We start from the raw sequence: 12,337 nt of genomic DNA on the forward strand, positions 1-12,337 counted from the left end.
CCCCATATTCGCGAAGGAACCGTTACCGACATGTCCACCGAGCAGAACGTCCTCGAGATCAAGGACCTGCACGTCCGCGTCGCCCAGACCGACGACAACGCCGAGCCGATCAACATCCTCAAGGGCGTGAACCTCACCGTCCGGTCCGGGGAGACGCACGCCATCATGGGCCCCAACGGCTCGGGCAAGTCCACCCTGTCCTACGCCATCGCCGGCCACCCCAAGTACGAGGTCACCTCGGGATCGATCACCCTCAACGGTGAGGACGTCCTCGCGATGAGCGTGGACGAGCGGGCCCGCGCCGGCCTGTTCCTGGCCATGCAGTACCCCGTCGAGGTCCCGGGCGTGTCCATGTCGAACTTCCTGCGCACCGCCGCGACCGCGGTCCGCGGCGAGGCCCCGAAGCTGCGCCACTGGGTCAAGGAGGTCAAGTCGGCGATGACCGAACTCGACATCGACCCGGCGTTCGGTGACCGCTCCGTCAACGAGGGCTTCTCCGGCGGCGAGAAGAAGCGCCACGAGATCCTGCAGCTGGGCCTGCTCGCGCCGAAGATCGCCATCCTCGACGAGACCGACTCCGGCCTCGACGTCGACGCCCTGCGCGTGGTGTCCGAGGGCGTCAACCGCTACCAGGAACGCGAGCACGGCGGCGTGCTGCTGATCACCCACTACACCCGCATCCTGCGCTACATCAAGCCGCAGTTCGTGCACGTGTTCGTCGGTGGCCGTGTCGTCGAGTCCGGCGGCCCCGAGCTCGCCGAGGAACTCGAGACGAACGGTTACGTGCGCTTCACCCAGGCCGCCGCGGCCGCGGGTGCCGACAAGTAAGGAACGGTGAGCCGATGACGGTGCAGGTGCCCACGGTGGACGTCGCCCGGATCCGGGCCGACTTCCCGATCCTCGGGCGCACGGTGCGCGACGGGAAACCCCTGGTCTACCTCGACTCCGGGGCCACCTCGCAGCGCCCGACGCAGGTCCTCGACGCCGAACGCGCGTTCCTGACCACCTGCAACGCGGCCGTGCACCGGGGAGCGCACGAGCTGTCCGAGGAAGCCACCGACGCCTACGAGGGCGCCCGCGCCGTCATCGCCGACTTCGTCGGCGCGGACGCGGACGAGCTGGTGTTCACCAAGAACGCCACCGAGTCGCTCAACCTCGTCGCCTATGCCTTCGCCGACGCCCGGTTCCCCCGGCGGGTCGGTCCCGGCGACGAGATCGTCGTCACCGAACTCGAACACCACGCCAACCTGGTGCCGTGGCAGGAACTCGCCCGCCGCACCGGGGCAACGCTGCGCTGGTTCGGCGTGACCGACGACGGCCGCATCGATCCCGATTCCCTCGAACTCACCGACCGGGTCAAGGTCGTCGCCTTCACCCACCAGTCCAACGTCACCGGGGCCGTGGCCCCGGTCGAGGAGCTGGTGCGGCGCGCGAAGTCCGTCGGCGCGGTCGTCGTGCTCGACGCCTGCCAGTCGGTGCCGCACATGGGCGTGGACTTCCATGCGCTCGGGGTCGACTTCGCGGCTTTCTCGGGGCACAAGATGTTCGGCCCGTCCGGCGTCGGCGTCCTCTACGGCCGCCGCGAGCTGCTCGCCGACGTGCCACCGTTCATCACCGGTGGCTCGATGATCGAGACCGTCACCATGGAGGCCTCGACGTTCGCGCCGCCGCCGCAGCGCTTCGAGGCGGGCTCGCCGATGTCGTCGCAGGCCGTCGGACTCGGCGCCGCGGTGCGGTATCTGCAGCAGATCGGCATGGACGCCGTCGCCGCACACGAGCACGAGCTCACCGCGGCGGCCCTGGCCGAACTCGCCGGCATCGACGGCGTGCGGATCGTCGGCCCCACCACGGCCGAGCAGCGCGGCGGTGCCGTCTCGTTCGTCGTCGACGGCATCCACGCGCACGACCTCGGACAGATCCTCGACGACGAGGGCGTGGAGATCCGCGTCGGGCACCACTGCGCGTGGCCGCTGCACCGCCGCTTCGGGATCGCGGCGACCGCCCGGGCCTCCTTCGCCGTGTACAACACGCTCGACGAGGTGGCCGCGCTCGGTGCGGCGATCCGCCGCGCCCAGGACTTCTTCGGAGCACGCTGATGCGGATGGAACAGATGTACCAGGAGGTCATCCTGGACCACTACAAGCACCCGCATCACCGGGGCCTGCGCGAGCCCTACGGAGCGCAGGTGCACCACGTCAACCCCACGTGCGGCGACGAGGTGACGTTGCGGGTGCAGCTCGCCGACGACGGCACCGTCGAGGACATCTCCTACGACGGGCAGGGTTGCTCGATCAGTCAGGCGTCGACCTCGGTGCTCACCGACCAGGTGATCGGGCTCCCGCTCGACCGCGCCCTGGCCACCGTCGACGCGTTCGCGGAGATGGTCGGCAGCCGCGGAACCGTCGAGGGTGACGAGGACGTGCTCGGCGACGGCATCGCCTTCGCCGGGGTCTCGAAGTACCCGGCGCGCGTGAAGTGCGCGCTGCTGGGCTGGATGGCGTTCAAGGACGCCGTCGTGCAGATCACCGACGGCACCGACAGCACTCACCGGACCGCACCCGTAGCCAGTGGAGGACAGAACTGATGACCGAACCCGTGACCCCGGCGGACGACACCGCCACCGCCGCCGCCCCGGACGCGTCCCCCGCCCTCGACCCCGAGCGGTACGACGAGCTCGAGGAGGCGATGCGCGACGTCGTCGACCCCGAACTCGGGATCAACGTCGTCGACCTGGGCCTGGTCTACGGCATCTCCGAGGACGACGAGGCCGTCACCATCGACATGACGCTCACCTCGGCGGCCTGCCCGCTCACCGATGTCATCGAGGACCAGTCCCGCAACGCCCTCGTCCGCAGCGGCCTGTGCGACGAGCTGCGCATCAACTGGGTGTGGATGCCGCCGTGGGGGCCGGACAAGATCACCGACGACGGTCGCGAGCAGCTGCGCGCGCTCGGCTTCACCGTCTGACCGGGTCGGTGACCCGGCACGTCCCCCAGGTGCCCCCGGACTCGGGAGCCGCCGGCTCCGCAGAGTCGGGAGCCGCCGGCTCCGTGGATCCGATCACCGCCCTCGAACACGAGTTCATGGCGCTGATGCGCCGCGGCCGGGACCAGCTGGGGGTGCGCGCCCGCGCCGTCCACCCCCAGCTGGATCCGGCGTGCTACCCGCTGCTGGTGCTGCTCGGCCGCGCGGACGCGGTGGCGATGTCGGACTTGCTCCGTGATCTTGCGATCGAGAAGTCGACGTTGACGCGGCGCATCGACGCCGCCGTGCGGCTCGGGCTGGTCGAGCGGACGACGGACCCGCACGACGCACGCGCACGGCTCGTCGCGCTCACCGTCGACGGCCGGGACCGCTTGTCCGCGCTGCAGCAGGAACAGACAGCACGGTGGCGCCGTCGCCTGTCCACCTGGGATCCCGCCGACGTCGAGCAGCTCACGGCTCTGCTGCGCCGCCTCCGCGACGGGCTGGACTGAGGTCGTCCCCGCCCGACGCCTGAGGCCCCGGCCGGTGCCGGGCCGGGGCCTCAGGCCCGCTTGCGGGCGGTGGACTTCTTCGCGGTGGACTTGGTTGCCGCCGTCTTCTTCGCGGTCGACTTGCCGCTGGACTTCGCGGCGGTCTTCTTCGCCGGTGTCTTCTTCGCAGCGCTCTTGCGGGCGGGTGCCTTCTTCGCCGCCGAACCCCGGGCGGGCGCAGCCTCGTCCGACTTCTTCTCTCCGGACGCGGCGTGCACGCTGCGCTGCAGCGCAGCCACCAGATCCAGCACCTCGGCGTCCTCGGCCGCGGGTTCGCCCGCCGGGGTCACCGGCAGCACCTTCTCGCCGCCTCGGGCGATGATGTCGTCGATCAGCGACCGCAGCTCGACCTGGTACTCGTCGGTGAACTCGTCCGGACGGAAATCGTCGGCCATCGACTCGACGAGCATCTCCGCCATCGCCATTTCCTTCTGTTTCGGCGGCTCCGCGTCGTCGAGCACGGGGAACGACACCGAGCGCACCTCGTCCGGCCACAGCAGGGTCTGCAGCACGAGCACGCCGTCCCGGTTGCGCAGGGCCGCCAGCCGGGTCCGTTGGCGCAGCGTGAAGTGCACGAGCGCGGTGCGATCGGTCTGGGTGAGCGTCTCGGCGAGCAGCGTGTACGCCTTCGGCGACGCCGAGTCCGGCTCGAGGTAGTAGGACTTCTCGAACAGGATCGGGTCGATCTGCTCGGACGGGACGAACTGCAGCACCGGGATCTCGTGCTTCTCCGCGACGGGCAGTTTGTCGAAGTCCTCGTCGGTGAGCACGACCCGGACGCCTTCGTCGGAGTCGTAGGCCTTGTCGATCTCGGCATAGGGCACCGACTCGCCGCATTCGGTGCAGACCCGGTCGTACTTGATCCGGCCGCCGTCCTTCGCATGCACCTGGTGGAACCGGATGTCGTGGCTCTCCGTGGCGGAGTAGACCTTCACCGGGACGTTCACCAGTCCGAACGCGATGGCACCCTTCCAGATCGAACGCATGGTTCCATCATGATCGAGATCGGCGTCCGCCGCGCGGAACCGGGCGAACTCGTCACCACAGGGCACGCAGCATGGCCCCACGCAAGGCCGGCGAGCCCGTCGTGAACATCCGGGTCATCGCCGCCACCGTCCCCCCGACGTCGGTGCGGCCGGACAGGTAGGAGCGCTGGCGCTCGGGCGGCAGCGTGAAGAACCCGGCGAAGAACGCCGGGGTCTGTTCCGGGTGCAGTCTCAGCAGCACCCGCAGCCCCGAGGCGCGCAGCTGCGCGACCGCCCGCGCCGACGGCGACCACAACGCCGCCGTGGCCTTGCGGCCTCCGGCGAGCGCGTGCGCCACGGGATCGGCAGCGGCCAGCGACGCCGCCACCGCATACCCGGTGCCCGGGTGCATCAGACCGCCGCGGGCACCGAACCGGGCCACCCCGCGCGCCGACCCCGGCGGCGGCTGCACCCCGAACCGCACCCGCTCGACCGGCTCCGAGCCGCTCAGCTCCACCCCCCGCGCGGCGAGCCGGACCTCGAGGCGTCGCTGCAGCTCGGGCAGGGGGATCGCGGGCCGCCCCACCAGACACGTCTCCTCGAGCAACACCCGGTCCTGCCCGAGGGGCACCGCATACAGGAACGACGGCGCATCCCCCGAGCCGGTGCGGTTGTCGCGCCGCCAGTCCATGAACCAGGCGGCGCGCCCCTGCAGCGCGGGTGCAGCGGTCGCGCTGTCGACGATCACGCCGAAGGCGGTCTGCTGGGCGCGGGAGCGGTGGGCAGGCACCCCGCGCGCGTCGATCACGGCCGGCGCGCGCAGCACCGCACCGTCCGCGAGGACGACATGGTCGGCTTCGACGACGTCCGCCCGCGCGGCGCAGACCCGCACGCAGTCCAGCGCCAGACTTCGTTGCAGTGCCGATGTGTCGAACACACCGTAAGGGCGCGGAATTCGGTGCGGATGCGTGGTCCACGCCGCCGGTTCCGCCACCCGCGCCGCGAGAACCGACTCGGGCAGCCATCGTGGCAGCTCGTCGAGCCAGGCCGCGTAGGTCGCCGTCCACGGCCGGTCCGGTCGCGGGTCCACCGCGAGCACGTCGAGGCCGGCCGCGGCGACGCGGTGCGCCACCGCGCGCCCGGCGGGCCCGAGCCCGACGACGATCACCTCCGCGTCGATCACCTGCTACATCGCTCCCGTCGCCAGCAGTCCACCGTCCACCCGCACAGTCTCCCCGGTGATCCACCCGGCCGCATCCGAGACGAGGAACGCGACCAGTTCGGCGACGTCGGCCGGGGTGCCGAGCCGGCGCATGGGATACCGGGCGGCAGCGCTGTCCTCGCCGTCGGCGACGAGTGCGGCCGCGAACTTCGTCTTCACCACCCCGGGCGCCACCGCGTTGACGCGCACACCCGGCCCGAGCTGCCAGGCCAGCTCCTCGGTCAGCCGGATCAGCGCCGCCTTCGACGCCCCGTACGCGGCGATCACCCCGGTCGAACGCAGGCCCGCCACGCTCGCGATGTTGACCACGGACCCGCCGTGCTCACCCATCCACGCCCGGTACGCCTGCTGCACGAATCCCAGCGCGGCGACGACGTTGACGTCGAAGATCTTGCGGACGGCGTCGAGGTCGGCGTCCATCAACGCCCCGAACACGGGGTTGATGCCCGTGTTGTTGATCAGGATGTCGACGGCGCCGAGTTCGGAGACGGTGCGGCGCACCGCCTCGGCCCGGGCCTCGGCGTCCCCGGCGTTGCCGGGCAGCTCGAGCACCCGTCCGCGGTGACCGAGGGCCCGCAGCTCGCCGGCGGCCTCGGCGAGCGGTTCGGCCTTGCGGGCGGTGAGGGCCACGTTCGCGCCGCGGGCGAGCAGCACCCCGGCGATCGCCTTGCCGATCCCACGGCTCGCGCCGGTCACCAGTGCCGTGCGGCCCGTCAGGTCCGAGCCGGCGGGCAGTTCGGGGGAAGTCGTCATGCCGGGAACGTAGCGCATCTCACGTCGGGTGTCGGCGGTCCGGACGGTAAAATGAATGGTTCGTGCGCCTGTCGCTGCGGCATCATCGACAGCCGATCCGAAACATCCCTGAGGAGTCCCACGCGTGATCACCGCCACCGATCTGGAAGTCCGCGCCGGCGTGCGGACGCTGCTCTCGGCGCCGGGACCGGCGCTGCGGGTGCAGCCGGGCGACCGGATCGGGTTGGTCGGACGCAACGGCGCCGGCAAGACCACCACCCTGCGCATCCTCGCGGGGGAGGGGGAACCGTACGCGGGCGCCGTCGTCCGCTCCGGTGACCTGGGGTACCTGCCGCAGGACCCGCGCGAGGGCAACCTCGACGTGCTCGCCAAGGACCGCGTGCTCTCCGCCCGCGGCCTCGACGAGATCCTGCGTGCGATGGAGAAGCAGCAGGCCGTCATGGCCGAGGCCGTCGACGAGAACGTCCGCGACCGGGCGGTGCGCAAGTACGGGTCGCTCGAGGAACGCTTCTCGGCCCTCGGCGGGTACGAGGCCGAATCGGAGGCAGCCCGCATCTGCACCAGCCTCGGCCTGCCGGACCGGGTGCTGGGCCAGCCGTTGCGCACCCTGTCGGGCGGCCAGCGCCGCCGCGTCGAACTCGCCCGCATCCTCTTCGCCGCCTCCGACGGTTCCGGCAAGTCCGCCACCACCCTGCTGCTCGACGAGCCCACCAACCACCTCGACGCCGACTCGATCACCTGGCTGCGCGGATTCCTGCAGAACCACGACGGCGGACTGGTCGTCATCAGCCACGACGTGGACCTGCTCGCCGACGTCGTGAACAAGGTGTGGTTCCTCGACGCGGTGCGTGGTGAGGCCGACATCTACAACATGGGCTGGAAGAAGTACCTCGACGCGCGGGCCACCGACGAGGCGCGCCGTCGCCGCGAACGCGCCAACGCCGAGAAGAAGGCGTCCGCGTTGCGCCAGCAGGCGGCCAAGCTCGGCGCGAAGGCCACCAAGGCCGTCGCGGCGCAGAACATGGCCAAGCGCGCCGACAAGCTGCTCGCCGAACTCGACGAGGTGCGGGTGGCCGACAAGGTGGCCAAGATCCGGTTCCCGGAACCGGCGCCGTGCGGCAAGACCCCGCTCACCGCCGAGAGCCTGACGAAGGTGTACGGCTCGCTGGAGATCTTCACCGGCGTGGACCTGTCGATCGACCGGGGCAGCCGCGTCGTCGTGCTCGGCCTCAACGGTGCCGGCAAGACCACGCTGCTGCGCCTGCTCGCGGGGGTCGAGACCCCGGACGCGGGCGGGCTGGTGCCCGGACACGGCCTGAAGATCGGATACTTCGCACAGGAGCACGACACCCTCGACGACGATGCGACGGTGTGGGAGAACATCCGGCACGCGGCACCGGACGCGGGGGAGCAGGACCTGCGGGGGCTGCTCGGGGCGTTCATGTTCACCGGTCCCCAGCTCGACCAGCCCGCCGGGACGCTGTCCGGTGGTGAGAAGACCCGCCTGGCGCTGGCCGGGCTGGTGTCCTCCGCGGCGAACGTGTTGCTGCTCGACGAGCCGACCAACAACCTGGACCCGGTCTCGCGGGAACAGGTGCTCGACGCGCTGCGCAGCTACGCCGGTGCGGTCGTCCTCGTCACCCACGATCCCGGCGCCGCCGAAGCGCTCGATCCGGAGCGCGTGATCCTGCTCCCGGACGGTACCGAGGACCACTGGTCGCAGGAGTACCTGGAACTGATCCAGCTCGCCTGAGGTCGCGGGCTCCCCGTCCGGTGCCGAGCCGGCCCCGGGGCGGCCGCCGCGGCCCGGACCTGCGCGATTCCTCCCGGCGCTCCGCGCCGTCCACTAGCCTGGGAGGCGGGGCCTTGCCGATCCGACGGGAGGATCCGATGGCACGCAAATCCGAGCACGCCGGGAGTGTACTGACCAAGGGCACACGGGTCACGGGGGAGTCGCGTGATCGTCTTCAGGCAGAACTGAAACGCCGCTACGAGGCCGGGGCGAGCATCCGGACGCTGGCGCAGGAAACGGGCCGGTCCTACGGGTTCGTGCACAACGTGCTCGTGGAGTCCCACGTCGCGCTGCGCGGCCGGGGCGGACCGAACCGGCGCAGCGCGGCCCGCGCCGCCACCTGACCGGGGTCAGCCGGCGGCGGTGCGTCGCACGGACTCCTCGACCAGGTCCAGCACCGCCGCCAGTTCGTCGTCGGCGGTGCCAGAGGCGAGCCGCGCGATCAGCCCGTCGAGAACCAGGTCCAGGTAGCTGAGCACGACCTCGGTCGGCACATCGTCGCGTAGCCGGCCCGCCTCGCGTTGCCGTTCGAGTCGGCCCACCGTCGCCTTGGTCAGCTCCGCGGAGTGCTGGGTCCAGGCTTTCGCGAAGTCCGGGTCGGTGCGCAGGCGCCGCGTGATCTCGAGCCGGGTGCCGAGCCAGTCGAACTGCTCGGGTGAGGCGAGCATGTCCCGCATCACCTGTACCAGGCCCTGCTCGGCGGCGACGTCGGCCATCCGCGCGGCGTCCTCCTGCGCCAGGGCCAGGAAGAGGCCGTCCTTGTCCTTGAAGTGGTGGAAGATCGCGCCGCGGGACAGTCCCGTGGCGTCCTCCAGGCGGCGCACCGTGGCGCCGTCGTAGCCGAACTCGGCGAAGCACCGGCGGGCGCCGGCGAGGATCTGTCTCCGGCGCGAGGCGAGGTGGTCCTCACTGACCTTGGGCACCGCGAACGTCCTTTCGGGGAGGAGACGGCGGGCCCGAGACGAAGTCGCCCCGAGCCCGCCGCCGGTGCACAGCGTGGTCCGCCCGCGGGTGCGGGCGGCCGATCCGGGTGGTGTCAGCCCCGGATCATGTTGCGCAGCACGTACTGCAGGATGCCGCCGTTGCGGTAGTAGTCCGCCTCGCCGGGGGTGTCGATGCGCACGACCGCGTCGAACTCGACCGTGCTGCCGTCCGCCTTGGTGGCGGTGACGTGCACCGTGCGCGGCGTCGTGCCCTGGTTGAGCTCCTCGATGCCCGCGATGTCGAACACCTCGGTGCCGTCGAGTCCGAGAGACTTCGCCGACTCACCCGCGGGGAACTGCAGCGGGATGACGCCCATGCCGATCAGGTTCGACCGGTGGATGCGCTCGAACGACTCGGTGATGACCGCCTTGACGCCGAGCAGGCGGGTGCCCTTGGCGGCCCAGTCGCGGGACGAACCGGAGCCGTACTCCTTGCCGCCCAGGACGACCAGCGGGATCCCGGCCTTCTGGTAGTTCTGCGAGGCGTCGTAGATGAACGCCTGCGGCGCGCCGTCCTGCGTGAAGTCGCGGGTGTAACCGCCCGAGACCCCGTCGAGCAGCTGGTTCTGCAGGCGGATGTTCGCGAACGTGCCGCGGATCATCACCTCGTGGTTGCCGCGCCGCGACCCGAGCGAGTTGTAGTCCTTGCGCTCGACCCCGTGGGAGTCGAGGTACTGCGCGGCGGGGGTGCCGGGCTTGATCGGTCCGGCCGGGCTGATGTGGTCGGTGGTGACCGAATCGCCGAGCAGGGCCAGCACGCGGGCGCCCTTGATGTCGGAGACCGGAGCCGGATCCATCGTCATGCCGTCGAAGTACGGAGCCTTGCGGACGTAGGTCGAGTTCTCGTCCCACGCGAAGGTGTCGCCCTCCGGCGTCTCCAGGTTCTGCCAGCGGTGATCGCCCTTGAAGACATCGGCGTACGACTTGCGGAACATGTCCTGGCTGATCGCCGACTTGATGGTGTCGTCGATCTCCTGGGCCGACGGCCAGATGTCCCTCAGGAAGACGTCGTTGCCGTCCTGGTCCTGTCCGAGCGGGTCGGTCTCGAAGTCGAAGTCCATCGTGCCCGCCAGGGCGTATGCGATGACGAGCGGCGGGGACGCGAGGTAGTTCATCTTCACGTCGGGGGAGATGCGCCCCTCGAAGTTGCGGTTACCGGAGAGCACCGCGGTCACCGACAGGTCGTTGTCGTTGACGGCCTTGGAGATCTCCTCCGGCAGCGGCCCGGTGTTACCGATGCACGTGGTGCAGCCGTAGCCACCGAGGTAGAACCCGAGCTTCTCGAGGTACGGCCACAGGCCGGCCTTCTCGTAGTAGTCGGAGACGACCTGAGAGCCGGGTGCCATGTTGGTCTTGACCCACGGCTTCGACGACAGGCCCTTCTCGACGGCGTTGCGGGCGAGCAGCGCGGCGCCGAGCATCACCGACGGGTTCGAGGTGTTGGTGCACGAGGTGATGCCCGCGACGACGACGGCGCCGTGGTCGAGCACGAACTCCCCGCGCTCCTCGGAGACGACCCGCACGGGCTTGGTGGGCCGGCCGTCCGCGCCGTTGGCGGCGGACTGGACGTCGACGGCACCGTCGTCGGCGAAGGACAGCGCGACCGGGTCGGACGCCGGGAAGGATTCCTCCACGGCCTCGTCGAGCTTGGTGTGCTCGGCGGGGTGCTGCTCCTCGACGTAGTTGTGGATGTCCTTGCGGAAGGCGATCTTCGACTCGCTGAGCAGGATGCGGTCCTGCGGGCGCTTCGGGCCGGCGATGGACGGGACCACGGTGCTCAGGTCCAGCTCGAGGTACTCGGAGTAGGAGGGCTCCTTCTCCGCGTCGTGCCACATGCCCTGCTCCTTGGCGTACGCCTCGACGAGCGCGAGCTGCTCGTCGCTGCGGCCGGTCAGGCGCAGGTAGTTGATGGTCTCGCCGTCGATCGGGAAGATCGCGGCGGTGGATCCGAACTCGGGGCTCATGTTGCCCAGGGTGGCGCGGTTGGCCAGCGGCACCTCGGCGACGCCCGCGCCGTAGAACTCGACGAACTTGCCGACCACGCCGTGCTTGCGGAGCATGTCGGTGACCGTGAGGACGACGTCGGTGGCGGTCACACCCGGCTGGATCTCGCCGGTCAGCTTGAAGCCGACCACGCGCGGGATGAGCATCGAGACCGGCTGGCCGAGCATCGCGGCCTCGGCCTCGATGCCGCCGACGCCCCAGCCGAGCACGCCGAGGCCGTTGACCATCGTGGTGTGCGAGTCGGTGCCGACGCAGGTGTCGGGGTAGGCCTGGCCGTTGCGCACCATCACGGTGGGGGCCAGGTACTCGATGTTGACCTGGTGCACGATGCCCATGCCCGGGGGGACGACCTTGAAGTCGTCGAAGGCGCCCTGGCCCCAGCGCAGGAACTGGTAGCGCTCGCCGTTGCGCTCGTACTCGAGGTCGACGTTGCGCTCGAGGGCGTCGGCCCGGCCGAAGACGTCGAGGATGACCGAGTGGTCGATGACCATGTCGGCGGGGGAGAGCGGATTGACCTTGTTCGGGTCGCCGCCGAGGGTGGTGACGGCCTCACGCATGGTGGCGAGGTCGACCACGCAGGGCACGCCGGTGAAGTCCTGCATGATCACACGGGCGGGAGTGAACTGGATCTCGACGCTCGGCTCGGCCGACGGATCCCAGTTCGCGAGGGCGCGGATGTGATCGGCGGTGATGTTCGCACCGTCTTCGGTGCGCAGCAGGTTCTCGGCGAGAACCTTCAATGCATAGGGCAGCTTTTCGGTGCCGGGTACGGCCGAGAGGCGGAAGATCTCGTACGAGTTCTCTCCGACCTCCAGCGTCCCCTTGGCGCCGAACGAATCAATACTGGTGCTCACGTCAGCTCCACTCGTCGATGAGGCTCGCCGCCGACGGGGCTGTGTCGACGGCCGAAGCGAGGCTCCGCAGCCGGGCCGGGCCGCAGAACAGGGCCGGACGGCGTCGGAGGCGTCTCGCGGCAAGTCTAACAGTACGCTTGTCCTGTGAAGCGGTGGGACGGAACCGCCGATCCGGCGTCCGGCCGCCGCGATCGCCTCGTCGCGTAGGGTACGAACGGCGCCGCACGAGCGGTGGCTGTCGAGTACCAC

The 12,337-nt window shown here is 70.5% G+C and carries 12 protein-coding genes; 7 read left to right on the top strand and 5 right to left on the bottom strand.

The genetic code is table 11. The annotated features are described in order from the left end of the window. The first annotated feature begins 30 nt into the window (after positions 1-30). From sufC to ACM26Y_RS12425, 5 genes are read left to right on the top strand one after another with little or no spacing between them, the layout of a single operon-like run. Complete coding sequence (gene sufC, locus ACM26Y_RS12405; RefSeq protein ID WP_003939491.1) at positions 31-828, top strand: Fe-S cluster assembly ATPase SufC; 798 nt, start codon at positions 31-33, stop codon at positions 826-828. Positions 829-842: 14 nt separating this feature from the next. Then, on the top strand, positions 843-2,096 hold the full coding sequence (locus ACM26Y_RS12410; protein WP_054373466.1) for a cysteine desulfurase: 1,254 nt from the start codon (positions 843-845) through the stop codon (positions 2,094-2,096). Continuing rightward, positions 2,096-2,584, top strand: a complete 489-nt coding sequence (sufU, locus tag ACM26Y_RS12415) for a Fe-S cluster assembly sulfur transfer protein SufU (protein WP_003939493.1) — start codon at positions 2,096-2,098, stop codon at positions 2,582-2,584. The genes ACM26Y_RS12410 and sufU overlap by 1 nt, the downstream gene beginning before the upstream one ends. Continuing rightward, a complete protein-coding gene (locus ACM26Y_RS12420) occupies positions 2,584-2,967 on the top strand; it encodes a metal-sulfur cluster assembly factor (RefSeq protein WP_003939494.1) in 384 nt (127 codons plus the stop codon). Before sufU ends, ACM26Y_RS12420 begins: the two co-directional genes overlap by 1 nt. A gap of 8 nt (positions 2,968-2,975) precedes the next feature. Beyond that, positions 2,976-3,476: a MarR family winged helix-turn-helix transcriptional regulator gene (locus ACM26Y_RS12425; RefSeq protein WP_200863218.1), complete on the top strand. Its 501-nt coding sequence runs from the start codon at positions 2,976-2,978 to the stop codon at positions 3,474-3,476. 50 nt (positions 3,477-3,526) lie between these two features. Here ACM26Y_RS12425 and ACM26Y_RS12430 read toward each other — a convergent pair whose 3' ends face one another. The 3 genes from ACM26Y_RS12430 to ACM26Y_RS12440 are packed head-to-tail and all read right to left on the bottom strand — an operon-like array spanning position 3,527 to position 6,473. Continuing rightward, complete coding sequence (locus ACM26Y_RS12430) at positions 3,527-4,501, bottom strand: Ku protein (protein WP_040784553.1); 975 nt, start codon at positions 4,499-4,501, stop codon at positions 3,527-3,529. Between the two features lie 52 nt (positions 4,502-4,553). Continuing rightward, on the bottom strand, positions 4,554-5,663 hold the full coding sequence (locus ACM26Y_RS12435) for a lycopene cyclase family protein (RefSeq protein WP_416063545.1): 1,110 nt from the start codon (positions 5,661-5,663) through the stop codon (positions 4,554-4,556). Between the two features lie 3 nt (positions 5,664-5,666). Continuing rightward, positions 5,667-6,473, bottom strand: coding sequence for an SDR family oxidoreductase (locus ACM26Y_RS12440; RefSeq protein WP_416063546.1), 807 nt, complete (start codon positions 6,471-6,473; stop codon positions 5,667-5,669). 106 nt (positions 6,474-6,579) lie between these two features. Here ACM26Y_RS12440 and ACM26Y_RS12445 point away from each other — a divergent pair, with 106 nt between their 5' ends. Beyond that, positions 6,580-8,208, top strand: a complete 1,629-nt coding sequence (locus ACM26Y_RS12445; RefSeq protein ID WP_003939499.1) for an ABC-F family ATP-binding cassette domain-containing protein — start codon at positions 6,580-6,582, stop codon at positions 8,206-8,208. 137 nt (positions 8,209-8,345) lie between these two features. Next, on the top strand, positions 8,346-8,591 hold the full coding sequence (locus tag ACM26Y_RS12450; RefSeq protein ID WP_003939500.1) for a helix-turn-helix domain-containing protein: 246 nt from the start codon (positions 8,346-8,348) through the stop codon (positions 8,589-8,591). Between the two features lie 6 nt (positions 8,592-8,597). On the opposite strand, the gene ACM26Y_RS12455 is transcribed toward ACM26Y_RS12450, so the two are convergent. Together ACM26Y_RS12455 and acnA are read right to left on the bottom strand one after the other, a co-directional pair. Continuing rightward, positions 8,598-9,170, bottom strand: coding sequence for a TetR/AcrR family transcriptional regulator (locus ACM26Y_RS12455; protein WP_416063547.1), 573 nt, complete (start codon positions 9,168-9,170; stop codon positions 8,598-8,600). A 113-nt stretch (positions 9,171-9,283) separates the two neighbouring features. Further along, positions 9,284-12,088 carry an aconitate hydratase AcnA gene (acnA, locus tag ACM26Y_RS12460; RefSeq protein ID WP_416063548.1) on the bottom strand — a complete coding sequence of 935 codons (2,805 nt, stop codon included), beginning with the start codon at positions 12,086-12,088 and terminating at the stop codon, positions 9,284-9,286. Between the last annotated feature and the right edge of the window lie 249 nt (positions 12,089-12,337).

The organism is Rhodococcus indonesiensis (assembly GCF_047782815.1).
Lineage (GTDB): Bacteria > Actinomycetota > Actinomycetes > Mycobacteriales > Mycobacteriaceae > Rhodococcus > Rhodococcus indonesiensis.

What these genes read in the sequence shown, in the direction of transcription:
- sufU (WP_003939493.1), top strand. Translation starts at nt 2,096, where the DNA reads ATGCGGATGGAACAGATGTACCAGGAGGTCATCCTGGACCACTACAAG.
- ACM26Y_RS12420 (WP_003939494.1), top strand. Translation starts at nt 2,584, where the DNA reads ATGACCGAACCCGTGACCCCGGCGGACGACACCGCCACCGCCGCCGCC.
- ACM26Y_RS12440 (WP_416063546.1), bottom strand. Translation starts at nt 6,473, where the DNA reads ATGCGCTACGTTCCCGGCATGACGACTTCCCCCGAACTGCCCGCCGGC.
- ACM26Y_RS12410 (WP_054373466.1), top strand. Translation starts at nt 843, where the DNA reads ATGACGGTGCAGGTGCCCACGGTGGACGTCGCCCGGATCCGGGCCGAC.
- sufC (WP_003939491.1), top strand. Translation starts at nt 31, where the DNA reads ATGTCCACCGAGCAGAACGTCCTCGAGATCAAGGACCTGCACGTCCGC.
- ACM26Y_RS12450 (WP_003939500.1), top strand. Translation starts at nt 8,346, where the DNA reads ATGGCACGCAAATCCGAGCACGCCGGGAGTGTACTGACCAAGGGCACA.
- ACM26Y_RS12430 (WP_040784553.1), bottom strand. Translation starts at nt 4,501, where the DNA reads ATGCGTTCGATCTGGAAGGGTGCCATCGCGTTCGGACTGGTGAACGTC.